This window comes from Mesorhizobium sp. M0778, assembly GCF_040320105.1.
GTDB lineage: Bacteria > Pseudomonadota > Alphaproteobacteria > Rhizobiales > Rhizobiaceae > Mesorhizobium.
In genome coordinates this window covers 33749-57928 of record NZ_JAMYPA010000021.1, presented here as the reverse complement: position 1 = coordinate 57928, position 24180 = coordinate 33749, and the positions used below count along the sequence as shown (strand labels likewise).

Below are 24180 nucleotides of genomic sequence, written 5' to 3'. Positions count from 1 at the left end.
CGCAATCAGCTTGGCGATCGGACCTGCTTGACGGCAGCCTCGAGCGATCCTTCAAACGCGTCGATCACCTGGTCGACCTGCGGCTCGGTGATGATCAGCGGCGGGCAGAAAGCCAGCGCATCGCCCATATTGCGCGAGATGACGCCGTTCTGCTGCATGAAGCCGTTGACGAGCCCGCCCAGTTCACCGGTCTTCCCCCACGGCGCCTTGTTCGCCTTGTCGCCGACCAGTTCGACCGCCGCGATCAGGCCGATGCCGCGCACCTCGCCGACAAGCGGGTGCGAAGCGAGCGTGCGCAGCCGCTTCTGCATATGCGCGCCGACCGCACGCGCATTGCCGACAAGGTCGCGCTCCTCGATCAGCTTCAGGTTCTCGAGCGCGACCGCTGCCGCAACAGGATGGCCGCCGCCGGTGAAGCCATGGCCGAAGGTGCCGATACGATTGCTTTCGTCGGCAATCGGCTGGAATACCTTGTCGTTGATCAGCAAGGCCGAGATCGGCAGATAGGACGAAGAGATCTGCTTCGACAGCACCATGATGTCGGGCCTGATGCCGAAGGTCTGCGAGCCGAACATCTCACCTGTCCTGCCGAAGCCGCAGATCACCTCGTCGGCGACCAGCAGGATGTCGTATCTCGACAGCACCGCCTGGATCTTTTCCCAGTAGCCGGAAGGCGGAACAATGACGCCGCCAGCACCCATGATCGGTTCGCCGAAGAAGGCGGCGATGGTTTCCGGTCCTTCGGCCAGGATCAGCTTTTCCAGCTCGTCGGCGAGCCGGCTCGAAAACTGCTCTTCGCTCTCACCCGGCATCGCCTCACGCCAATGGTGCGGTGTCGAGGTATGCAGCACATTGGCGATCGGCAGATCGAACGAGATGTGGTTGTTGGGCAGTCCGGTCAGGCTCGCCGAGGCAATGGTGACGCCGTGATAGCCCTTCTTGCGGCTGATGATCTTCTTGCGCGCCGGCTGGCCGAGCGCATTCGACCGGTACCAGATCATCTTCATGGCCGTATCGTTGGCCTCGGAGCCGGAATTGGTGAAATACGCCTTGCTCATCGGCACCGGCGCCATCTGCACCAGTCTCTCGGCGAGATCGATCAGCGGCGAATGCGATTTGGAGCCGAAGTCGTGATAGTAAGGCAGCTTCGACATTTGCCGTACCGCCGCATCGACCAGCCGCCTCTCCGAAAAACCGACCGCGACGCTCCAAAGCCCGGCCATCGCCTCGATATAGCGGTTGCCGGCGAGGTCCTCGACATAGATGCCGTCGCCCTTCTCGATGACGAGCGCCCTGCCTCCTGATGCTTGCGGGCGTTGGTGTAGCCATGCATGTGATAGCTTATGTCGCGGGCTTCGGGCGAATTCGGTCGTGCGTCCATGACGGCTCCTGTGCTGCACGCAGAAACAGTTCCGCCGCCGGTCCGGCTCGGCAGGTCCCCGTGCATTATGCGGTTTGATGCATCTTTCTCGAACGATATAGTGTCAAGCGCTTTCGACAGGGCCAGCGGATGGATGGACGCATGCAGAACTTCGGCTTGACCTGATCGTGGACCAAATCGACTGCATTGTCGCCGGCGCCGGCGTCGTTGGCCTGGCGATCGCGCGAGAGATGGCGAAGCGCGGCATCGACACGCTGGTGCTGGAAGCCGAGAGCGCCATCGGCACCGGAACAAGTGCGCGCAATTCCGAGGTCATCCACGCCGGCCTCCACTATCCACTTGGATCGCTGAAAGCCCGGTTCTGCGTGGCGGGCCGGGAAAAGCTCTATCGCTACTGCGACGAGTGTGCGATCCCGCATTTGCGCTGCGGCAAGCTCATCGTCGCCACAAATGCCGAACAGGAGCCGGTGCTCGCCTCGATCCGGGCCAATGCGCGCGCTTGCGGCGCCGGCGACCTGGCGCCCTTGAGCGAAGCCGAGGCACATGCGCTGGAACCCAGCCTCAAGTGCACGGCGGCGCTGCTGTCGCCGGCCACCGGGATCGTCGACAGCCATGCCCTGATGCTTGCCTTGCTGGCTGATGCCGAGGAGCACGGGGCGGCACTCAGCCTCAACACCCGCGTCGCCGCCGGCCGCATCGAAGCGGGCCGCGTCGTGCTCGACACGGTGGACGCTACCGGCGGCGAGCGCTTCGAGACCGCTACCACACGCTTCGTCAATGCGGCCGGGCTTAGCGCCGCAGCGCTTGCCCGCTCGCTTGAAGGGCTAGATCAGCAGTTCGTGCCAAAGCTCCATTACGCCAAAGGCAATTATTTTTCGGTGGCCGGCCGGGCGCCCTTCTCGCGGCTGATCTATCCAGTACCCGAACCAGGCGGACTCGGTGTTCATCTGACGCTCGATCTCGACGGCGTCACCCGCTTCGGGCCGGACGTCGAATGGACTGATCAACTCGACTATCGCGTCGATCCAGCTCGTGGCGAGCGCTTCTACAGCGAGATCCGCAAATACTGGCCGAACCTGGCCGATGGCAGCCTGCAGCCCGCCTATAGCGGCATCCGGCCAAAACTGTCCGGTCCCGGTGAGGCCAATGCCGACTTCGTCATCCAGGACGTGGCGGTGCATGGCGTGGACAGCCTGCTCAACCTGTTCGGCATCGAAAGCCCCGGCCTGACCTCCTGCCTGGCGATTGCCGATCATGTCGCGCAGCGCCTCGCGCCGAAGTTGTAGCGTGCGGCGCCCGCGCCACGATCTGAGGCGCATTGCGTGAACTTTCAGGCGCAAGTCGCCTAAGAGGCACATCGCGCACTTGCAGCCCGCTCCGCGCTCTGATTCCCTGCATTCTGGGCTGTTCTGATTCGCACTGCCCGGTTCAAAGTTTTCGCAGTGCGCCCGGGACAAGCTTCCAGCGACCACTCGGCGTATCCAGGGAGAACGGCAATGAACACCGCGACGAGGCCGGTAATCTCGGAGATAAGGCCTAAGATCACCGTCGTCGGGGTCGGCGGCGGCGGCGGCAACGCCGTCAACAACATGATCGCCGAAGGCCTGCAGGGCGCGGAATTCATCGTCGCCAACACCGATGCCCAGGCCCTTGCCATGTCGAAGGCAACGAGGCTGATCCAGTTGGGCGCTCATATCACCGAAGGTCTGGGCGCCGGGTCCCTGCCCGAGGTCGGCCGTGCCGCGGCCGTGGAATCCATCGACGAGATCATGGATCACCTTGCTGGAACGCATATGTGCTTCGTGACCGCCGGCATGGGAGGTGGAACCGGAACAGGTGCCGCGCCTGTTATAGCGCAGGCAGCGCGGGCAGCTGGAATACTGACCGTCGCCGTCGTCACCAAGCCATTCGTCTTCGAAGGCAGGCGCCGCATGCACGCTGCCGATGACGGCATCGAGCGCCTGCGCGAAAGCGCCGATACCGTCATCGTCATCCCCAACCAGAACCTGTTCAGGATCGCCGACGCCAGAACCACGTTCGCCGACGCATTCGCCATGGCCGACCGGGTTCTCTATGCAGGTGTCGGCTGCATCACCGATCTGATCGTCAAGGAAGGGCTGATCAATCTCGACTTCGCCGATGTGAAGTCGGTGATGCGCGACATGGGTCGCGCCATGATGGGAACCGGCGAGGCCGCCGGAGAAGGCCGTGCCAAGAAGGCGGCGGAAGCGGCAATCGCCAACCCGCTGCTCGACGAAGCTTCGATGATGGGCGCCAAGGGCGTCCTTGTCTCGATATCGGGCGGCATGGACATGACGCTGTTCGAGGTCGATGAAGCGGCTACCCGCATCCGCGAGGAGGTCGACAACGATGCCGACATCATCGTCGGCGCCATCTTCGACAAGGCACTCGCCGGAAAATTCAGGGTGTCGGTCGTCGCGACCGGCTTGCGGCGTGGCCTGGAGATTCCACTGCTGGCGGAACCGGAAGTTCGAATGAACTGAACGCGTATCGCGTGCGGCTCGCTCAGCTGATTGCCAGCCTCTCCTCACCAGGGCCGCGTGCCATCGATGACTTCCATGGCGCGTGCAGCAAAACGGCCGGCCAGCGGCGACACGTCGGCCGCATCGGCCGCAACCGCGCTGCCGGCCATCACGCGGTCGGCGATGCCGACGAAAATCACGGCAAAGCGGAACATGGCAAACACCAGATGGAAGTGCTGCAGCGGCGCCGTCAGCACTGCGTAGGCAAAGTAATGATCGAGGAATTCGCGCTGTGTCGGAATGCCGAGCGCTGCCTGATCGAGGCCGAGGATGCCGCCATATTCGTCAGGCGAGGAATGCCAGGGCATCGAGCAGAAGCCGAGATCGGCAAGCGGATGGCCAAGGGTCGATAACTCCCAGTCGAGTATGCCGATCACTTCGGGCCGCTCGGGATGGAAGATGAGGTTGCCGAAACGGAAGTCGCCATGCGCGATCGAGACGTGGCCGTCATCTGGCGGAAGATGTCGCGGCAGCCATTCGGCGACGGCTTCGAGCGCGGTGATGCGCTCGCTCGGCGATTCCCGCAACTGTCTGGTCCAGCGCGCGATCTGTCGTTCAAAATAGTTCCCGGGACGGCCATAATCGCCGAGCCCGACCTCTTCCGGCCGGACTGCGTGCAGTTTTGCCAGCGCCTCGGCCATGCCAAAATAGATGCCGCGCCGCTCGTCCGGCGCCAGTCCCGGCAACGAGCCATCGTGGAACACCCGGCCGTCGAGCCGCTGCATCAGGTAGAATGGCGTGCCGAGCGGCTCGTCGCCGTCGTGAAAGAGCACCGGCCGCGGCACCGGCACCTCTGTCGCCGCTAGCGCTTCGATCACCCTGTATTCGCGATCGACGGCATGAGCGCCGCGCAGGATCGGTCCCGGAGGTTTCTTGCGCAGCACCATGCGGCGGCCGCCGTAGTCGACGAAATAGGTCGGGTTGGATTGGCCGCCGACGATCCGCTCAAGCGACATCTGGCCATCGCCAAAATGCGCTCTCAGAAAATCCTCTGGCAGCCGCGGCCGGAACGGACGAACCGAGCAACAGCCAGGACACGATTCCAAGCGCCAGGGAGAAACGCAAATTCCGAGTAGTTTTCGGCATCTCGTCCACAGAATTTCTCCTCCTCTGTCAACAGTCTACCAAATCTCCCAGTAGAACATTACCAAAAAATCAACGCTCTCACCATTTTCGATATTCTGTGGACTGGAAACTGACCTCCCTCTTCTTCTATCTTGAACCTGCTGGCGGCATATCGTATCGCATCAGATCAATTCGATGATAGCACAGCCATAGCCGTCCAGGGTCAGCACTCCGGAGACAGGCCTTTTGCCGTCGAGCAGGTTGCTGCCGGCGGGAACGCCGGTTACCGCAACCGGCGTGTCCTTGATGTTTTGCATGAACAGAAGCTGGCGTTCATCATTCTCGCGCATCGTCACCTCGACGCCGTCCGGCAGATCCGGAACCAGAGGCTCCACGTTCGCGTCGGCGAAAGTGCGGGTTGCGAGCTGAGCCGTCAGTTCCGGAGTCAGGTAGGTGCCGACATAGAGCACACGGCCCTTGCCGACGGCGCGGGAAGTGATTGCAGGCGCTCCCACCGCGTAGCGGTTCGACCAAACCCCGATAATTTCGACTTCCGGTTCGACTGCGAGGTTCTCATAGAAATAACCGGCATCGAACTCGTGGTTGCCGAAGGTATAACGACGGATGCGGCGGCTGGATTCGGCCGGTCTGTCGGGAGGAATGACGAGCCCGCCGGAGCGCGACATGGTGTTGAACAGGCCATTAGCCCCAGGTGCCGCCAGCCGCCCGAAATCCTCGACGCGAACACCGGTCAGCTTCGACAGCGACCGGCCCGGCGCTGTCTCGCGGATGACGTGGTTGTTTTCGTCGCGGGTTCCCGTGCGCGCGCCGATGATGATGATACCGCCATTTTCGGCAAAGACTTGCAGCCGCTCGGTCCAGTTGTCCTTCCAGATCACCCAATGCGGCACGTAGAACACCTTGAGCTTCGATAGATCGTCTTCCGGGTGGATGAAGCCGCAGGCGATGCCGCGGTCATAGCAATACTGATGCAGCAAGGTTGCGTCGTCCTGCGGGCTCGGCAAGCCGATCGGGAAGGTTTTGTGGGCTTCCTGATTGTCGAAGTCCGAGCCGGCGATGCCGACATCCATCCGCACATGGGTGCCTAGGATCTTGTCTTTAAGCGCCGTCATCTCGGTGGCGAACTGCCTCGCTTCGTCGTAGCGGCGGCGAGCGACATCATCGTGATCGATGATGCCCATCCAGTATATCTCGGCGCCGAAATGCGCGGGACGCCAGCGGAAGAACATGATGCCATCGGCGCCACGCGCAACGGACGACATCGCCATGCGTCGCATTTCGCCCGGCTCCGGCGTCAGCGTGCAGAAGCCCGGCTGGGCGCCAAAACCTGACTGTTGTTCCGGCACTATGTAGTTGCCGGAAAATCCCCTGCAGATGTCGAGATGCAGTGCCTGGATCTTGGCGTGGTTGCCGAGGCGAAAGAACTCGTCATAGAGGAACGGGTAGATATCGTAGCCGACAAAGTCGAGATCGGTGGAGAACTGGCCTCGAAAATCGATATCGCGCAATCCGCCGAGATTGTGGAAGATGAACCAACCGGCATTCGTGGCTCTCAGGATCTCGACCTGGTCGTGCTGGAACCGTGCTGTCGAAAACGCGAGAAAACGGTGGTAGTCCTGGAGGTGACCGGGACCGGGAAAGGACGGGGAAAAATCCAGCGGGAAGACAATTTCGCTGAAATCGCCGTAAGCCGTCGCCCAGAAATCGCCACCCCAGGCGAAGTTCAGCCTGTCTATCGTCTTGTAGGTTTCCTGGAGATAAGCCTGGAATTCCTTCAATGCCGACGGCGAATAGGATTCCGGCATGCTGGTGTTGAGTTCGTTGTCGGTCTGCCAGCCTATGACATTTGCATTGTCGCGGTAGTGGTCCGCCATCGCCCTGGTAATCTTGCGGCTATAGTCGCGAAACACCGGGCTGCTGGTGTCGGCATACTGGCGCGAGCCGTGGCCCATCGACCGGCCATTTCCATCAAGCCGCAGGATTTCCGGATGCTTTGCGGTCAGCCAGCGCGGCGGGGTGGCGGTCGGCGTGCACAGGATCGTGTTGACGCCGCGACGCGCGAGGCCCTCGATTGCCCGGTCGAACAGGTCGAAATCGAAGGTGCCTTCACGCGGTTCGAAAATGTGCCAGGCGAATTCGCCGAGGCGGGCGACGTTGAAGCCGGCCTCGGCCATGCGCCTGGCGTCATTGTCCCAGTAACTCTCGTCCACATGCTCGGGGTAATGCGGCGCGCCGACCAGAAAGCGGTCGGTCTGGATCGTCCGCCAGACCGACAGGGCGCGGCCGTTTGAAGTCTTGTTCACGAAGGATACTCCTGCAGGTCAGTCGGTGATGGTGGGTTTACGGGCACTGATGGTCCGCTCATCGACAGAGGAAAAGAGATAGACGTCACGCGGCTCGACCTTTAAGCCGACGGTCGCGTCGGCAGAGACAGCGCTCGCATGGCCGATCTGGACGGTGACGTTGCCGCTGCCGCTTTCAGAACTGACGCATTGCAGCGGGCCGGCGTCGGCATAGAGGATGGTCTCGCGGCCGAGATGCTCGACCAGCCGCACCCGTCCTGCAAAACTCGCTGTCCCTTCCGCGGCCAGGCTGATGCTCTCCGGCCGAATCCCCATTGTCACCCTATCGCCGACCTGTACGGATGCCGCTTCCGTCAGTTCGACAGCCAAAGGAGAAAGACCGGCGGTCGACAGCGTGGCGGCGCCGCCGGAGACAGCGGCGACGGTCACTTCGAAAAAATTCATTCGGGGTGCGCCGAGGAAGCCCGCGACGAAGAGATTGGCCGGATTGCGGTAGAGTTCGAGCGGAGCGCCCACCTGCTCGACCGAGCCGCGATTGAGCACGACGATACGGCTCGCCATTGTCATCGCCTCGGTCTGGTCGTGCGTGACATAGACCATGGTGGCGCCGAGCCTGGCGTGCAGATCGGAAAGCTCGACGCGCATCTGCGTGCGCAGCGCTGCGTCAAGGTTGGATAGCGGTTCGTCGAACAGGAACACGTCGGGCGAGCGGGTTATGGCACGGCCAATCGCCACACGCTGACGCTGGCCGCCGGAAAGCTGTTTCGGCCGCTTGTCGAGCTGGTCGGTAATGCGAAGGATCTTGGCGGCTCGCAGCACGGCGGCATCGATCTCGGCCTTGGGGCGATGCGCCATGCGCAGGCCGAAACCCATGTTCTCGGCGACGGTCATATGCGGGTAAAGCGCATAAGACTGAAAAACCATGGCAATGCCGCGCTCACCCGGCTCGGTGGTGGTGACATCACGGTTGTTGATGAGAATTTCACCGGTCGAAACGGTTTCAAGCCCGGCAATGATCTTCAACAGCGTTGACTTGCCACAACCGGACGGCCCGACGGTGACAATGAACTCGCCCTGTTCGACGCTGAGATCAATGCCGCGCAGTGCATGATAGGTGCCATAATTCTTTTGTATCTGCCGGAGTTCAAGACTGGTCATGGAGCCCTGCTTGCAAAATCAGTTTCGAATCGGATGGGCGACGCCTTGAAGCCATGGTCGTTCATCCCTTGACCGCTCCCATGGTGAGGCCGGTGATGAAGTGCTTCTGCATAAGGAAGAACATGGCGACTGGTGGCAAAGCCACGACGATGGTTCCAGCCGAGATCAAGTTCCAGGCCGAGACCCATTCGCCGCGCAGATTGGCAAGGCCGGCGGTGACCGGTTTTACGGTATCGCTGATGGTGAGCACGACCGCCCAGAAATAATCGTTCCAGATGAAGGTGAAGAGCAGGATGGCAAGCGCCGCGAGAGCCGGCCGTACCAGTGGGACGACGACGTGTACCAATGTCTGAAACGGTGTCGCGCCCTCGGCCCTGGCTGCCTGAAACAGTTCTCCCGGCAAGGCGGCGATGAAGTTGCGCATGAACAGTGTTGCAAACCCGGTCTGGAAGGCGATGTGGAAGATGATCAGGGCCGACATCGTGTCGTAGAGGTTGAGCCGCACCATGAGATCGCGGACCGGGATCATCATGATCTGGTGCGGCAGGAAGTTTCCGCCGACGAACAGGGCGAAGACGAGCATGTTGCCGCGAAATCGGTAACGGGCGAGCACGAACCCGGCGAGCGTGCTCAAGATGAGAACGCCGATCACCGAGGGGATGGTGATCGTCAGGCTGTTGAGGAAGTAGCGGGCCATCGGCGTCTGGGTGAAGACTGCCGTGTAGTTGTCGACCAGGCCGAATTGGGTCGGCCAGCCCCACAGATTGCCGCCCATGACATCCTGCGTAGAGCGGAACGAGGTAAGAATGATGGCAAAGAGCGGCGCCAGCCAGACAATCAGGATGCCGACCACCAGCACGACATAGAGGCGACGCTGCCAAATAGCAGTTTCGGGAATCGGGCGGGGAAACATCAGCCGCCCCTTTCATCGGCGCGGATCATCCGCGTCAGGTACCAGGCGATGAAGACCGCCATGATCACGAACAGCACCGAGGCAATGGCCGCGCCATAGCCGAAGCGGTAGGAAAAGATGGACTGCTCGAACATCTGATAGGCAAGCACCTCGGACGAACCGAAGGGGCCGCCGCTGGTCATCACCGAGACCATGTCGAAGGAACGCAGTGCGCCGACGACGGTGACAGCGATGGCGATAAAGGTGACCTGTGTCAGTTGCGGCAACACGATGTGGCGCAGCATGTTCCAGCCCCTGGCGCCGTCGACCCGCCCGGCGCCGATCAGGTCCTCGCTGAGATTGTTGAGGCCGGCGAGATAGAGCACCATGCAGAAGGCGATCTGCGGCCACAACGCTGCGATCACGACGGCGAAGGTGACGAAGTTTTCATCCGACAGCACTGCCGGGGCGGTCGCGCCGAAGGTGCGGAAGATCAGGGCGAGAAGTCCGAATTCCGGCGTATAGACCCAGGTGAAGACAACGCCGACGGCAACCGAAGCCAGCACCAGCGGAATGAAGAACAGCGACTTGAGCAGGCGCATGCCGCGGATTTTCTGGCTGACGAGCAGCGCGATGGCGAGGCCGAGCGGCGGCGCCAGCATGAACATCACCAGCCAGATCAGATTGTTCTTCAGCGAAACATAGAACTGCGGGTCGGCGAACAATTCGCGGTAGTTGCCAAGGCCGATCCAGACCATCGGGCTGAAGCCGTCCCATTCGTGCAGGCTGATCCATAGGCTCTCGACCGCAGAGGCCAGAATGACGACGGAAAACAGCACAGCAGCGGGCAGGATCAGAAGTGTCGGTGTCAGCCACCAGCGATGGCGGCGCCAAAGCTTCGTCATTTTGGGAGACCTCATTCACCGGAACGCATCGGGGAGCGGGCAAGACCCCGCTCCCCTCGGCTGGGAGGCGCTAGATCTTGAAGATCCGGCGACGGGTTCCCTCGAGTCGCTGAAGAATGGCATCCCGGCGCTCCGGCTTGGCCATGAATTCCTGGAAACCGACCAGACCCGCCTGGGCCATGTCGGGATCGGTGTCGCGGTCGTAATATTGCGACGTGCCGGCCACCGTCTTGAGGCTTTCCACAGCCGCGTTGACCAGCGGGTCCTTGCTGGCTGGAAGGTCGTTGCGCGGCGGAACGTTGCCGCCAGGTTCCAGATAGGGGCCGAAATTTTCCGGCTGGTAAAAGAAGGCGAGGAACTCGCGGGCACCCGCCTTGTTCTTGGCGTTGGCCGGGATGTGGACCGAATTGACCGAGAATTCTTCGTAACGGTCGAGGGCGGCGTCAATCTTCGGGAAAGGCGCGAATGTCAGCTGCTCGAGATCCTGCTCAGGGAAAGTAGCCTTCACGAAGGCACCGAGATTCATCATGCCGGCCTTCTTCTGGGCGAGGAAGGCGCCGGCCTCCTGCCAGCCGAACGAGGTTTGATCCGGCGTGAAGAAACCCTGCCTGATCAGCTCCTCCCAGTGGTCGAAAACAGGCTTCAGCGCCGGGTCGGTATAGGCCATCTTGCCGTTCATCAAGGCGAAGTGCTTGTCGAGACCATTGATGCGCAGGTTCATCTGATCGAACCATCCGGCCGCCGGCCAGAGTTCCTTGGTGCCGATGCTGACGGGGATTAGGCCGGCGGCCTTGGATTTCTGGCCGTAAGCGAGGAATTCGTCCCAGGTCGCCGGTACCGTAAGTCCGTGCTCGGCAAAGACGTCCTTGCGATAGAACATGCCCCACATCGTGCCGCCGGTCGGCAGTCCATACTGCTTGCCGTCGACCGTGACGGCACCGGTCGTAGCACCCAGCGCGTCCTTGTATTTTTCCTTCTCGAACAGATCCGAAATGTCGTCGAACAGGCCGCGGTTGACGAAGGCACGCATGCGGTTTCCGGAGAACCAGAAGCAGACATCCGGCGCGCCGGCCACAAGGTAGTTGCGGATCGCGGTCTTGTGGGCCTCGTGATCCATGTTGTTGATCACAACTTTGGTGCCTGACTGCTTCTCGAAATCGGCCGCGATGCGCCGCAAAATCTGCAGGGCATCGGCATTGTTTTCATCTGAAATGATGGTGACTTCGCTCGACTGGCTGAGTGCCAGCATTGGAAAGCCCGTGAGCACCGCGGCGGAAACGCCACCGGCTCCCTTAAGGAAATTGCGCCGCGTCGACGGCTTTTCGATCCACTTGAACGTCATTGTCACTCCTCCCTTGTTGTTAATTCTGCCCGGCATCGCGGCCGACGCGGTCGTCCCCCTCACCGGCGCTGTGCGAACCCGACAACGCATCTCCCGGGCAAGACAACATGCTTGCCCGCTCCTTCAGAGCGCGGTGGCTGCCGGTATGAACCGGATTATTTTCGTTAACCCCGGTTCGGGTGTTGAACAGTTGGGCAAACTTACGCATATGTTTGATCGAGAGGCAATAATTAATTTACAAAATTAAGGAATAAGTCCGTGAAGCTCAAGGGTGACCCGAGCACGACCCGGGCGATGAACCGGAGACTGATCCTCAATCTCTTGCGGCAGGAGGGTCCGCGCAGCCGGGCCGACATAGCGTCCGTTACCGGCCTCAGTCCGGCGGCCGTCACCTTCGTCGTGGCGGACCTCATCGAGGATGGCCTGCTGATCGAGGGCAAGACAGTCGTGGGCTCGGCCGGGCGCCGCCCTATCCCGGTGGATATCAACTACGCAAACGGCCTCGCCATAGGTTTCAAGCTGATGGTCGGGTCGGTCGAATGCGTGGTCACCGATCTTGCGACCAATCCGCTGGGTTCCATGCGCGTCAAGCTCTCGGACAGCGATCCCGACCGTATTACAAAGGCGTTGGCCAAGGCGGTGCCGGAGCTGATTGCGATTGTCGATCGGCCCGGCGCCAAGCTTGCCGGGATCGGCGTTTCAATGCCTGGCGTCATAGACAACCAGAAGGCCGTGTGTATCCGCAGCAATCGCTATAACTGGGACAACGTTCCCCTTGGCCCGATGCTGGCCGAACGGGTGGACGTCCCCGTGTGGCTTGAGGACGACACCAATGCCTACGCCATTGCCCAGCAACTCTTCGGCCTCGGACGCCAGCACCGCAATATGGCGGTGCTGGCGATCGGCGTCGGGATCGGCTGTGCGCTCGTCTTCGAAGGCAAACTCTATCGCGGTGCGAACGGTGCTGCCGGCAAATTCGGTCACACCTCCTATGAGGAGAACGGCCGCCTTTGCGAGTGCGGAAAACGCGGCTGCCTGATGGCCTATTACGCCGAGCCGGCGATCCTGCGCACATGGCGCGAAGCCACCGGGCACGACGAAGCGGATTGCAAAGCGACCCTTATGGAAGCCTTGGCAGACCGCGAACCGCGAGCCGTCGCCATTCTCGAAGAAGCCGGACGTGGCGTCGGCCGGCATCTCGCCAATCTTGTCAACATCACCGACCCGGAGGTCATTGTTGTCGGCGGTGAAGCGGTATCGTTTGGCGACGCGCTGTTTGGCCCGATGCGGGTGATGCTCGGGCAAAACACCTTTCGACAAGCACCGCCAATGCTGCTGGACTGGGAGGACAATTCCTGGGCAAGAGGGGCGGCTGCACTGGTGACGCAGAAGCTCTTCGATTTCGAGACATCGGCCGGCAACGCCGCGCCGCTTTCAAAGCGGGCTTTATGGTCGGCATAGGCGAGTGAAATAGACAGCCCTGCGCCTCAGGCCGCCCGAACGCTGCGCGCTCCGCGCGCCCAGGCCGGCAGCCAATCGCCATGCGCAACCAGCAAATCATCGACCAGCGACCATATCTGGTCGAGGTCGAGCTCAGCCGCCGTGTGCGGGTCCATCATCGCCGCGTGATAGATGTGCTCGCGGTTCTCGGTCATCAGCGCCTGGACCGTCAGCTCCTGGACGTTGATATTGGTGCGGATTAGCGCAGTAAGCTGCACCGGCAGGTCGCCGATGAAGGTGGGTTGAATGCCGGAGGCGTCGACGAGGCACGGCACCTCGGCCGCGCAATTATATGGCAATGACGTGATGCAGCCATTGTTGCGGACATTGCCGTAGATCACCGACGGCTCGCCGGTCCAGACCGAATTCATGATCGAGGACGCATATTCCTTCGACTGCTCCACTTCGATCTTGTCAGCCGAGCGATAGGCTTCCGCTTGCCCCTTCCAGCGTTCGATCTGCTCGATGCAGCGCTTCGGATACTCGTCGAGCGGGATACCGAATTTCTCGATCAGATCTTCGCGCCCGTCCTTGATGAAATAGGGCGTGTATTCCGCGAAATGTTCGGAGCTTTCAGTGACGAAGTAACCGAGGCGCTTCAGCATCTCGTAGCGCACCTTGTTCGGGCAGCGCGGGTTCCACCCCGGCTTCGGCGCCCGCCCTTCGCTATAGGCGCGCAGCAGATCCGGATAGAGGTTGCGATAGGAGCCGTCCGGCTGGCGATGCTCGAACTTCAGGTAGAAGGCCATGTGATTGATGCCGGCCGAGCGATAGCGAATCTCCTCGTAGGGAATGTCGAGATCATGCGCCAGCTCCATTGCCGTGCCTTGCACCGAATGGCAGAGGCCGACCTGCTTGATGTCGGGGTATTTCTCCGCGATCGCCCAGGTGTTGATCGCCATCGGGTTGACATATTGCAGCATGATAGCCTGCGGGCAGACCGCGAGCATGTCTTCGCAGATCTTCCACAGATGCGGCACGGTTCTCAAGCCTCGCATGATGCCGCCGACGCCGAGCGTATCGGCGATGGTCTGGCGCAGCCCGTATTTCTTCGGAACTTCGAAGTCGGTGACCGTGCAGGGCTCGTAGCCGCCGATCTGGAAGGCGACGACGACGAAATCGGCGCCCGCCAGCGCCTTGCGCTGGTCCGAATAGGTTTCGGCTTTGGCCTTTACGCCAAGCGTCGAGATCAACTTGCCAACGACGATTGCACTTTCTTCAAGTCTTTGCGGATTGATGTCCATCAGTGCGATCGTCGCGCCGGATAAAGCCGGACGCTGCAATATGTCACCAACGATGTTCCTCATGAACACCGTCGAGCCAGCTCCGATGAAAGCGACCTTGGGATTTCTTGCCACAATAACCTCCGGCATAACAATCAGGCTACCTCGAAAGCGGCTTTGACCAGCCGTTCGGTGTAAGCGGTTTTGGGATGGGACAGGACTTCGTCGACAGGCCCCTCTTCGACGATCCGGCCGTGCTGCATGACGATGACGCGATGGCACAGCGCCCGCACGACTTTGAGATCGTGCGAGATGAAGATGTAGCTCAGGCCCCGTTCGCGCTGCAGCTTGCGCAGCAGTTCGATGATCTGCGCCTGGACCGAGAGATCCAGCGCCGATGTCGGCTCGTCGAGTACGATGAATTCCGGTTCGAGCGCGACGGCGCGGGCAATCGCAATACGCTGGCGCTGGCCGCCGGAAAACTCGTGCGGGAAGCGCGACAGGATATCGCCCGGCATGCCGGCGCTGATCAGTGCCTCGCGCACCCGCTCGATCCGATCGTTCCTCGTGGCGCCGATGCGGTTGACGACAAGCCCTTCCTCGATGATCTGGCCGATCGTCATGCGCGGGTTGAGCGACGAGAACGGGTCCTGGAAGACGACCTGCATGCGCGACCGCAGCGGCCGCATCTGCGCCCGCGAACAGCCATGGATCGGCTGGCCATCGAAATAGATCTCGCCGCTGTCCGTGGTGTTGAGCCTGAGCAACGCCTCGCCGAACGTGGTCTTGCCCGATCCGCCGACGAGGCCCAGCGTCTCGTGCCGCCGGAGGGTCAGGCTGAGGCTGTCGACGGCGACAAGTTCGCGCAGATCCGGCTTCATGAACGTGCCGTGCCGCAGCATGAAGGAGACGCGCACACCCTTGGCCTCAAGAATGACGTCGGCGCCTTCCGGCAACGGATTTGCCTGGCCGCGCGGCTCGGAGGCAAGCAGGTGGCATGTGTAGGGATGCTGCGGATTGGCGAACAGCTTCTCCGTCACATTGTGCTCGCGCATCTCCCCATGCTGCATGACGTAGACATAGTCGGAGAACTGCCGCACCACGGTCAGGTCGTGCGTGATCAGGATCACCGCCATGCGCAGTTTCTTCTGCAGGTTGCGGATGAGATTGAGGATTTGCGCCTGAACCGTCACGTCGAGCGCCGTCGTCGGCTCATCGGCGATCAGCACGTCCGGATCGTTGGCCAGCGCCATGGCGATCATCACACGCTGGCGCTGACCGCCGGAAAGCTGGTGCGGATACTGCTTCAGCCGCGCCTGGGGCTCAGGAATTTGCACCTGCTGCAGCAGCTCGAGCGCCCTTGCCTCGGCCTGCCTGCGGCTCATCTTGCGATGCACCCGTATCGCCTCGACGATCTGGCTGCCGATCGTGTAGATCGGGTTGAGCGAACTCATCGGTTCCTGGAAGATCATCGAGATGCGGTCGCCGCGCAGTTTGCGCCGGGCACGCTCGGAAAATTTCAGGATGTTCGCCCCATTGTATTCGACGGTCGATTTCGGCGACACGACCGCACGCTTCGACAACAGTCCCATGACGGTGCGCGCCGTCACCGACTTGCCCGATCCGGACTCGCCGACAATGGCGATCGTCTCGCCGCGATAGAGCTGGAAGGAGATGTCCTTGACCGCTTCCACCATGCCGTGCTCGACCTTGAAATCGACGGCGATGTTGCGGGCATCGATGACCGGGTTTTCCGAACGTCCATCATGGTCGAGCCGGACAGGCGGTGCGAAAGATTTGACGAGCGCGTGTTGCATCATGTCACGTCAATAAGGATCGACTGCATCGCGCAGTCCGTCGCCAAGCGCGTTGAACGCGAAGACGGTGACAAGCACGAAGCCGACCGGCGAGAGGATCCAGGGATAGGTGCCAATGACCGAATAGGTGGCGGTGTCTTGCAGCATCAGCCCCCAGGAGATCAGTGGCGGCTTCACCGCGAAGCCGAGAAAACCGAGGAAGGATTCGAGCAGGACGACACTGGGGATCGCCAATGTGACGGCAACGATCACGTGGCTCATCACGTTTGGGAAAATGTGCTGCATGATGATGCGGCCATCCGTGGCGCCGACCGCCATCGCCGCACGGACGTAGTCGATTCGCGCCAGCGCCAGGGTCTTGCCGCGCACCTCGCGCGACATCTGCGCCCAGCCAAGCGCCGACATGACGACGATCACGAAGGCCAGGAAGACATTTGTCGGCGCCGTCACCGGAACCAGCGACGTTAGCGCCAGATAAAGCGGCAATTGCGGAAATGCGAGCACCAGTTCGACGAAGCGCTGGACCCAGACATCGAATGTGCCGCCGAAATAACCCGACACCATGCCGACCGTCGTGCCGATCACGGTGACGATGAAAACCACGGTCAATGCGATCATCAACGAGATGCGCGAACCATAAATCGCACGAGCCAGCACATCGCGGCCGAATTTGTCGGTGCCAAGGAAGTGCACCGGCTGGCCGTCGGTCGAGCCGAAGAAGTGCCGGTTCGCGGGAAGCAGGCCGAGCAGTCTGTACTCCGCTCCCTTGACGAAGAAGCCGAGCAGCCGCGGATGGTCGTAGTCCGGCCCGACGACGGGTTGGAAGGTAACCGGGTCGAGGTCTTCCGAATCCGCCAGGGCATAGACGCGTGGCTGGAAGACGAAGTTGCCGTCCTTGTCATGGAAGCTCATCATCTGCGGCGGGGCGAAGCCGACATCGGTCACCTTGGGATCCATCGGTGCGAAGAAGTCGGCAAACACCGCCAGCAGCACCAGAAACGCGACCAGGATGAGCCCGGCCATGCCGGTCCAGGACCGTTTCAGGCGGCGCCAGACGAGTGCGATGTAGCTCTCATTGCCGCGCGGCTTGATCTTGGCCGGCTCCTCGGCAAGTGGCGGCAGCGAGGGCTCGAACACAAGCATCTCAGGACCCTGCATATTGGCGCACACGCGGATCGAGCATGACGAGCAGCATGTCGGCGATGATGTTGCCGACGATCAGCGTCGCCGACAGCACCATCATGAAGGTCGCCGTGACATAGACGTCGCCAACCGCCATCGAACCGACGATCGCCGGGCCGACGGTCGGCAGGGCAAAGATGATCGCAGTCTCGATCTCGCCGGTCAGCATATAGGGCAGCACCACGCCCTGATACATGACCAGCGGATGCAGCGCATTGGGCACCGCATGGCGCATCACGACCGCACCACCGCTGAGACCCTTGGCGCGAGCGGTTTCGACATATTGCGCGTTCAGCGTGTCGAGCAAATTGCCGCGCATCACCCGCATGTTGTAGGCGAGCCCGCCAAAGGTGGCGATGGCGACAACCGGCCAGACATGCCGGACGAGATCGACGAACTTCGCCCAGGACCACGGCGCCCCGCCAAATTGCGGCGAAAAGAAGCTGCCGATCTCGGACACATTGAACTGGAAGACCAGCAGGTAGACGATGATCAGCGCCATCAGGAAGCGCGGCACCGTCATGCCGAGGAAGGAAATCGCTGACAGCGTACTGTCGATCCAGCTGTACTGTCTGGTCGCCGCCCAGATGCCAAAGCCGATGCCCAGCACCGAAGCCAAGAGATGGCAGACAAGCGCAAGCAGCAGCGTGCGCGGCAGCCGCTCGCCCACCACGTCGGCGACGGGCTTGTTGTAATACAGGCTGTAGCCGAAGTCGCCGCGGGTGACGATGCCGGCGATCCAGTTCAGGTATTGGAGCGGAACCGGCTTATCGAGGCCATGCTCCACGCTATAAGCCTTCGCCTGCGCATCGGCCTCGGCAAAGGAGGCTCCACCCTGGTTGATGAGCTGCAAGCGGATGTAGTCGGCATAGTTGCCCGGCGGGGCCTGGATGATCGCGAAGGTAACCACGCTCAAAATGGCGAGAACCGGTAATGCGGATGCTATGCGCATAAGCAGAAATCGCAGCATCGGCCGTTTCTCTCCTCGCTCGGTTTCAGTTATCCCCTTGCCGCTGGCTTTGTCCCGGCCGCGCCAGCAGCGCGGCCGGGAATTTTCAAGTCAGGGGAGGAAACTCAGTTCGTCGGACCCTTGTCGCCGGGCTTTCCGGGAAGCTGTTCGGGGAACAGTTCATATTTCTGCTGCTTGTCGACAGCGACCCAGACCCTTTCACGAATGATCGAATCTTCGGCCCAGTTGAACATGAAGATCGGCGTTCCCTGCGGGATATTGGAGAAGCGGTTGTTGATGATCAGCGCGCCGGGATATTCGGTCAGCCCGACGGTATAGACGTGTTGCGTCGAGATCTTCTGGAACTGCTTCATCAGGCTGGCGCGCTCGTCGTTGTCCTGCGCCGAGACGAACTTGTTGACGATGTCGACGAGGTCCTTCTCGAACGGCATCAGATCGACCTGGCCGTTTTCCGGAGCGCGATGGTTCCAGCTTGTGCGTGGGCCGATCGGCGCCAGTTGCTCGGTGTTCTGTACGACCGAGGTGAGCTCCTCATCATTGCGCCTGACCATCCAATCGAAACGGCCAGAATACATGGACGCGTCGCGCTGGACGCCGTTCAACCCGTTCAGGACAACGCGAAGACCTAGCCTCTCCATCTGGCCGACGACGCCCTCCGCGAGGCTCTTGTCGGTGGTGTAGTCATTGTTGACGAGCATCACGATCTCGACATTCTTTCCGCCGGCGGTGCCGGCAGGAAAATTGACGAAGCCGTCGCCGTCGCTGTCCTTCAGGCCTGCCTTGGCGAGTTCCGCCTTGGCGCCTTCGAGATCGAAGGGGTAGTAGACCGTCGACTTCCGGTCGTAGAAGCTCGTACCCGAGGAGAAGCCGCCCGGATAGATGGCGGTGAACGGACCCTTGACCAGCGAGTCGCCGAGCGCCTTGCGGTCGAGCGCCATGGTAACGCCCTTGCGGAAATCCTCGTTGCGGTTCAGCTCGCGAACCGCCTGCCCACGCTCGTCGGGATTGCCCCAGCCGTTGGCGGAGAAGTTCATCCGCAGATTATAGCCGATCAGCCGCGGACCGAAGGCAAGCCGGGCCGGCGCGTCCTTTTGCGCCGCCCGCTTCAGCGAGGCGACGAAATTCTCCGGCTGCTCCAGATTGGAGATGTCGGCCGCCCCCGACACCGCCTGAACGTCGCGGTCGGCCCAGGTCGATAATTTGTAGTGCAGTTCATTGAGATACGGCAGTTGGTTGCCCTTCTCGTCGACCTTCCAATAGTACGGATTACGGCGCATGACGATGATGTCGTCGGGGCGGTATGCCACCGGCACCCAGGCACCCATCACGGGCATGTTCATATATTCCGGCGGGAACGCGTTCTTGAACTGCTCGTAAGTGTTCTTCGAGTATTTCGGATGCTGCGGCTTGAGGATGTGCGACGGTCCGGGGCAGAACTTGCCGTAAGCCATGGCGTAGAGGTGTTGCTTCGGAAAGGCGTCCTTGAAGGTCCACTCGACGGTGTAGTCGTCGATTTTCTTCAGCGTCGTGCCGACGCCGAAGGTCTCCTGCGTGGCGCCGTTCAGCGGCGAGACATTGGGGTCGATCACCTCGTCGTCCCAGTAGAACATCACATCGTCGGCGTTGAACGGAACGCCGTCCGACCATTTCGCGCCCTCGACCAGATGCATCGTCAGCGTGTGGCCGTCCTTCGACCAGTCCCAGCCCCTGGCGAGGTTCGGCAGCGGCTCGGTGTCCTTGGCTTCGACCTGGAAAAGCGGGGCCGTTCGCGTAAGGCATTCGGAGAGGCCGATGTCGATGCCGCCCCAGCCTTGCGTCTGCCCCGCGCCGTAGTTCCAGCCCTCCGGCCGGCCGCCGATGACATGGCGCATCGTGTCACCGTAGACGCCGACGCCGTCCGGCATGTTGCCGGTCTTGAAGACCAGCGGCTCCTTCGGGAGCCGGTCCTTGACCGGCGGCAGCTTGCCTGGCTTGACGTATTTGTCGGTGACCCAATCGGGTTCGTGGTATTCTGGAAGTGCCTTGAACTCCAGGATGGAGTCGCGCGCGACATATTTGATCTTTCCCTCGGCGGGAAATTGCGCGGGCACCGGCGGCACGGTCGGCTCGGATGCATATGCGCTCAGCGCCGAGGCCGAGACGCCAAGCGCCAGCCCTGCGAGAATGCCAATGTTTCGAAAATTCCTCATCGTCTCTCCTCCCTGTTGTTCAGGAGCGCGTTGACGCCGCTCCATTTCTCCTCGAACGCTATGCAGACGGTGCGGCGCCGAAAATCCCTCCGAAACTTTACCGCAATCCGTCCCGATGAAATTCAGACGGCCTGCTTGAGAGCCGTTTTTTCCGCACGCAATTCCTCGATCGAACGGACGTCGCGCCGTGCCGCACCGGCCCATTCTCGGGTCTTGACCCTGGATTTCGAAAGCCGTTCCTTCGCGGCCGGCACCGCATCGGCATATTGCGGCAGCCAGCGGGCCTGGGCGACGACCATCTCGTCCACCATTTGCCAAACCTCTTCCGGGGTCGAAACCGCGCCGACCAGTGGGTCGTGCAGGACCGCGAGCTTCAGCAGGTCGATATCGCCGGAGATTGCCGCATGAACCGACATGCGCTGGACGTTGATCGAGGAAATGCAAGTGGCGGCGCAGCCCTCCGGCAGCGTGATGCCGGCCACCATGTTGATACCGAAGCGATCGACGAAGCCGGGCGACTCGACGATCGCATCCTGCGGCAGGTTGGCGATGATGCCATTGTTCTTGACGTTGAAATGACCGCGATAAACGCGGTTCGTCTCCAGCGCCTCGAGAATATGGCTGGCATGCTCGTTGGAGCGCTTGGCAGGATCGATCGGCCTCGCGGCGGATTCCAGAAATTGCGGGAATTCGGTTTCGAACCAGTTGCGCGTTTCGGTCGAATAGCGAAGGTAGCCGCCGGTCTCGCCGTGGATCCAGTCGGACATGTCGATCCAGCGGGTGATTTCGTCCGGCCGCTTGCGGTACCAGGGCAGGTATTCGGAAAGATGGCCGTTGCTTTCGGTCGAATAAACGCCGAACCGCTTCAGGACGTCGATGCGCAGCTTTTCCTGTTGCGAATAGACCGGATGCGCCTCGAAGGCGGCAACCAGCTCGTCCTTACCGATCTTGCGGCCGTTGAGACGCAGGTCGATGAACCAGGTCTGGTGATTGATGCCGGAGCAGATGTAATCGAGTTCGGTGCGCGACTTGGCGCCGAGCACTTCGGCGATCTGGTCGGCGCCGTGCTGGACGCCGTGGCAGAGGCCGACGGTATCGACCTTGCCATATTCGATCGCCGCCCAGGTGTTCATGGCCATCGGGTTGGCATAGTTCAGGAATTTCGCCCCAGGCTCGGCGACTTCGAGGATATCCTTGCAGAAATCGAGGATCACCGGAATGTTGCGCTGGCCGTAGAGGATGCCGCCGGCGCAAATCGTGTCGCCGACGCATTGGTCGATGCCATACTTCAGCGGAATGCGGATGTCGTCGGCATAGGCTTCGAGACCGCCGACGCGAACGCAGCTGATGACGTAGCGGGCACCCTCGAGGGCAGCACGGCGGTCGGTCGTTGCTGTAACCCTGGTCGGCAGCCTGTTGAATTCGACGACCCTGTCGAGGATCGACTTGATCATCTGGAGATTGCGCTCGCTGAGATCGGTCAGCGCGAATTCGACATCCCTGAATTCAGGAACGCACAAAATGTCGGTGAAGAGCTTCTTGGTGAAGCCGACGCTTCCCGCACCGATGATAGCGATCTTGAAACTCATCAGTCTCACCTCGACCTGATCGAATGTTAGGGCAAAGGCGGCGAAAACAGGCCTGGCCCGCCTGCCATGGCGTGCAGGCTGGACTCCGGCGCTTCCTCCCGTCCGCTCTTTGACCGCGGTTTCTTTTGCTTTTCTCGAGGGATTATGCGCCTAATTCAGCACGCGACCAGAGAAGGATTATGCTTTTAGGGGTAATTTTGTGCTGCGGAACTTGATCGACGCCGGGCCGGCGGGCAGGACGGTATCGCTGCCGCGCGGCCGCCAGCGCCTGCACACCATGCCGACAAGCACGGGCTATGAAGTGCGCGAGAACGAGGTCTACGACTGGGATGGGCGCAGGCGCGGCCAGACGCCGTTTACCGTGCTCCAGCACACGATCAGCGGCATCGGCCGATTGCGCTACGAGAACCGGAACTACCGTCTGCAAAGGGGCGATACGTTGCTGGTTCTCGTGCCGCACAACCACCGTTACTGGCTGGCCAGGGGCGAACGCTGGGAATTCTTCTGGATATCGATGAACGGCGAGGAGGCACTGCGCATTCACAAGTCGATCCTTGCCGCCGTCGGTCCGGTGCTTCGGCTGAAGCCCTCGACGATCGATCATCTCGCGGATTGCAGCGTACGCCTGATCACAGGCGCGGTCTCGCCCGGAGCCGCCTCGGCTGTCGCCTATGAAGCCGCCATGGCGCTCTACGACGATGTCTTCGGCTCGCATGCCGTCACCGACGACAAGAGCGCCATGCAACCGGTCATCGATCACATCAAGGCTAATCTCGACAGGCCGCTCCGCGTTGCCGATCTCGCCGAGATCAGCGGCCTGAGCCGCGCGCATTTCTCGCGCTGCTTCGCCGAGAGTGAAGGTCTTCCGCCCGCCGAATTCGTGCTGCAGCAGCGACTGCAGCGCGCGGCGAAGTTGCTGACGAAGGCCGATTTCCTGCCGGTCAAGGAAGTCGCCATCATGTGCGGCTTCGAGGATGCCAATTATTTTTCGAAGGTCTTCCGCCGCCTCTACGGCATCAACCCGACGCAATTCCGCACCAACGGAATGTATGCCAGCCTGGGAACCGCCCGATAGATTCGCACCGCGCTTGGCGTCGGAATCGGGAACGCTTTTGCTTCCCCTTGGTTTAGGACAAGAGAGCCTGATCGCCGCTGCGACAACCCACTCTGAGCGGAGATCAGGCCACAGATGTCAGGGGAGTGATCGATGGACAATCCCGATCCGAACAACCCGAATCCACTGCCGGACAATCCCAATCCCGAGCCGGCCCGGCCGCCTGCCCCGCCGGAGACTCCGCCGGGAGAACCTCCAGGCGTACCCCCACCCTCGCCGGATCCAATTCCAATGCCGGACCAGGAGCCAATCGGGATTCCTCCTGGCACCCCTTCCGAAATTCCTTCGGAACCGACTTTTCCCGGGCCGACCGCCTGAAGGGCGGTCGGAGTGGAGGATGGCAAGGGTGATTTGGCGGAGCGCTCGAAACGGGTCTTGCCATGGAACGTTTTGCGCTGGCGCTCATTCACCCTTCCATCACGGAATTGGCGGCAGGGCCTGCAACCAACGGAGGTTAAAATGAAAGTTGGCAACTGCATGACAAAGGACGTCGAGATCGCCAGTCCGCAGCAAACCCTACGTGATGCGGCAGAAATGATGGGTCGCCTCGACGCCGGCGCGATGCCGGTGGGCGAGAACGACCGGCTCGTCGGCATGATAACCGATCGCGACATCGCAATCCGCGGCGTCGCCCAAGGCAAGACACCTGACGCCAAGGTACGGGAAGTGATGAGCACCGAGGTCAGGTATTGCTTCGACGACGAAGACGCGGAGGATGTTCTGCGCAACATGGCTGATCTGAAAGTGCGCCGGTTGCCGGTGCTTAATCGCGACAAGCGCCTGGTCGGCATCGTTTCGCTGGGCGACCTCGCCACCAACAGCGAGACGGCGACAGCCGGTGAAGCGCTAAGCGGCATCTCGCAACCCGGCGGCGAGCATTCGCAAACGATACACTGACGGCGCACCGTCGACCGGCCTTGCCACGACCGAACCGCCGGCCGGATAGACGCCAGCCTGCCGGTGAAACTGTTCAGAGGCGAACTGGA

Annotated in this window: 17 protein-coding genes and 1 pseudogene; 5 read left to right on the top strand and 13 right to left on the bottom strand. The window is 61.5% G+C overall.

Features of this window, described 5'->3' with window-relative positions; all coding sequences use genetic code 11:
* Positions 1-5 precede the first annotated feature (5 nt).
* Positions 6-1381: pseudogene (locus NKI22_RS24650) on the bottom strand (aspartate aminotransferase family protein).
* A gap of 167 nt (positions 1382-1548) precedes the next feature.
* Here NKI22_RS24650 and NKI22_RS24645 point away from each other — a divergent pair.
* Entirely contained in the window at positions 1549-2667 is a 1119-nt protein-coding gene (locus NKI22_RS24645; protein ID WP_023720664.1) for an NAD(P)/FAD-dependent oxidoreductase, read from the top strand.
* A gap of 210 nt (positions 2668-2877) precedes the next feature.
* Positions 2878-3885, top strand: coding sequence for a cell division protein FtsZ (ftsZ, locus tag NKI22_RS24640; protein ID WP_352958977.1), 1008 nt, complete (start codon positions 2878-2880; stop codon positions 3883-3885).
* Between the two features lie 44 nt (positions 3886-3929).
* Here ftsZ and NKI22_RS24635 read toward each other — a convergent pair whose 3' ends face one another.
* The 6 genes from NKI22_RS24635 to NKI22_RS24610 all read right to left on the bottom strand — a co-directional run bounded on the left by NKI22_RS24635 (position 3930) and on the right by NKI22_RS24610 (position 11610).
* Entirely contained in the window at positions 3930-4880 is a 951-nt protein-coding gene (locus NKI22_RS24635; protein WP_352716149.1) for a phosphotransferase family protein, read from the bottom strand.
* Between the two features lie 291 nt (positions 4881-5171).
* Complete coding sequence (locus tag NKI22_RS24630; protein WP_352639428.1) at positions 5172-7313, bottom strand: beta-galactosidase; 2142 nt, start codon at positions 7311-7313, stop codon at positions 5172-5174.
* A gap of 18 nt (positions 7314-7331) precedes the next feature.
* Positions 7332-8471, bottom strand: a complete 1140-nt coding sequence (locus tag NKI22_RS24625) for an ABC transporter ATP-binding protein (RefSeq protein WP_023720669.1) — start codon at positions 8469-8471, stop codon at positions 7332-7334.
* A gap of 61 nt (positions 8472-8532) precedes the next feature.
* On the bottom strand, positions 8533-9384 hold the full coding sequence (locus NKI22_RS24620) for a carbohydrate ABC transporter permease (protein WP_352484037.1): 852 nt from the start codon (positions 9382-9384) through the stop codon (positions 8533-8535).
* Complete coding sequence (locus NKI22_RS24615; protein WP_023720671.1) at positions 9384-10268, bottom strand: carbohydrate ABC transporter permease; 885 nt, start codon at positions 10266-10268, stop codon at positions 9384-9386. The genes NKI22_RS24620 and NKI22_RS24615 overlap by 1 nt, the downstream gene beginning before the upstream one ends.
* Positions 10269-10338: 70 nt before the next feature.
* Entirely contained in the window at positions 10339-11610 is a 1272-nt protein-coding gene (locus NKI22_RS24610) for an ABC transporter substrate-binding protein (protein WP_352958975.1), read from the bottom strand.
* Between the two features lie 258 nt (positions 11611-11868).
* On the opposite strand from NKI22_RS24610, the gene NKI22_RS24605 reads away from it, so the two are divergent.
* Positions 11869-13071: an ROK family transcriptional regulator gene (locus tag NKI22_RS24605; RefSeq protein WP_352639425.1), complete on the top strand. Its 1203-nt coding sequence runs from the start codon at positions 11869-11871 to the stop codon at positions 13069-13071.
* Between the two features lie 26 nt (positions 13072-13097).
* Here NKI22_RS24605 and NKI22_RS24600 read toward each other — a convergent pair whose 3' ends face one another.
* The 6 genes from NKI22_RS24600 to NKI22_RS24575 form a co-directional block, all read right to left on the bottom strand.
* Positions 13098-14468 carry an alpha-glucosidase/alpha-galactosidase gene (locus tag NKI22_RS24600; protein ID WP_352639423.1) on the bottom strand — a complete coding sequence of 457 codons (1371 nt, stop codon included), beginning with the start codon at positions 14466-14468 and terminating at the stop codon, positions 13098-13100.
* 20 nt (positions 14469-14488) lie between these two features.
* Entirely contained in the window at positions 14489-16150 is a 1662-nt protein-coding gene (locus tag NKI22_RS24595) for an ABC transporter ATP-binding protein (RefSeq protein WP_352958988.1), read from the bottom strand.
* A gap of 9 nt (positions 16151-16159) precedes the next feature.
* Positions 16160-17293: an ABC transporter permease gene (locus NKI22_RS24590; protein WP_031194485.1), complete on the bottom strand. Its 1134-nt coding sequence runs from the start codon at positions 17291-17293 to the stop codon at positions 16160-16162.
* Between the two features lies 1 nt (position 17294).
* On the bottom strand, positions 17295-18302 hold the full coding sequence (locus NKI22_RS24585; protein ID WP_031194486.1) for an ABC transporter permease: 1008 nt from the start codon (positions 18300-18302) through the stop codon (positions 17295-17297).
* A gap of 104 nt (positions 18303-18406) precedes the next feature.
* A complete protein-coding gene (locus tag NKI22_RS24580) occupies positions 18407-20491 on the bottom strand; it encodes an ABC transporter substrate-binding protein (RefSeq protein WP_023720678.1) in 2085 nt (694 codons plus the stop codon).
* A 122-nt stretch (positions 20492-20613) separates the two neighbouring features.
* Positions 20614-22080 (bottom strand): alpha-glucosidase/alpha-galactosidase, encoded by a 1467-nt coding sequence (locus NKI22_RS24575; protein ID WP_023720679.1) that lies wholly within the window; start codon positions 22078-22080, stop codon positions 20614-20616.
* Between the two features lie 277 nt (positions 22081-22357).
* Between NKI22_RS24575 and NKI22_RS24570 the strand changes: the two genes are divergently transcribed.
* Both NKI22_RS24570 and NKI22_RS24565 read left to right on the top strand, forming a co-directional pair.
* Positions 22358-23155, top strand: a complete 798-nt coding sequence (locus NKI22_RS24570) for a helix-turn-helix domain-containing protein (RefSeq protein ID WP_084642854.1) — start codon at positions 22358-22360, stop codon at positions 23153-23155.
* A 498-nt stretch (positions 23156-23653) separates the two neighbouring features.
* Positions 23654-24091 (top strand): CBS domain-containing protein, encoded by a 438-nt coding sequence (locus NKI22_RS24565; protein ID WP_023720681.1) that lies wholly within the window; start codon positions 23654-23656, stop codon positions 24089-24091.
* The last annotated feature ends 89 nt before the right edge of the window (positions 24092-24180 follow it).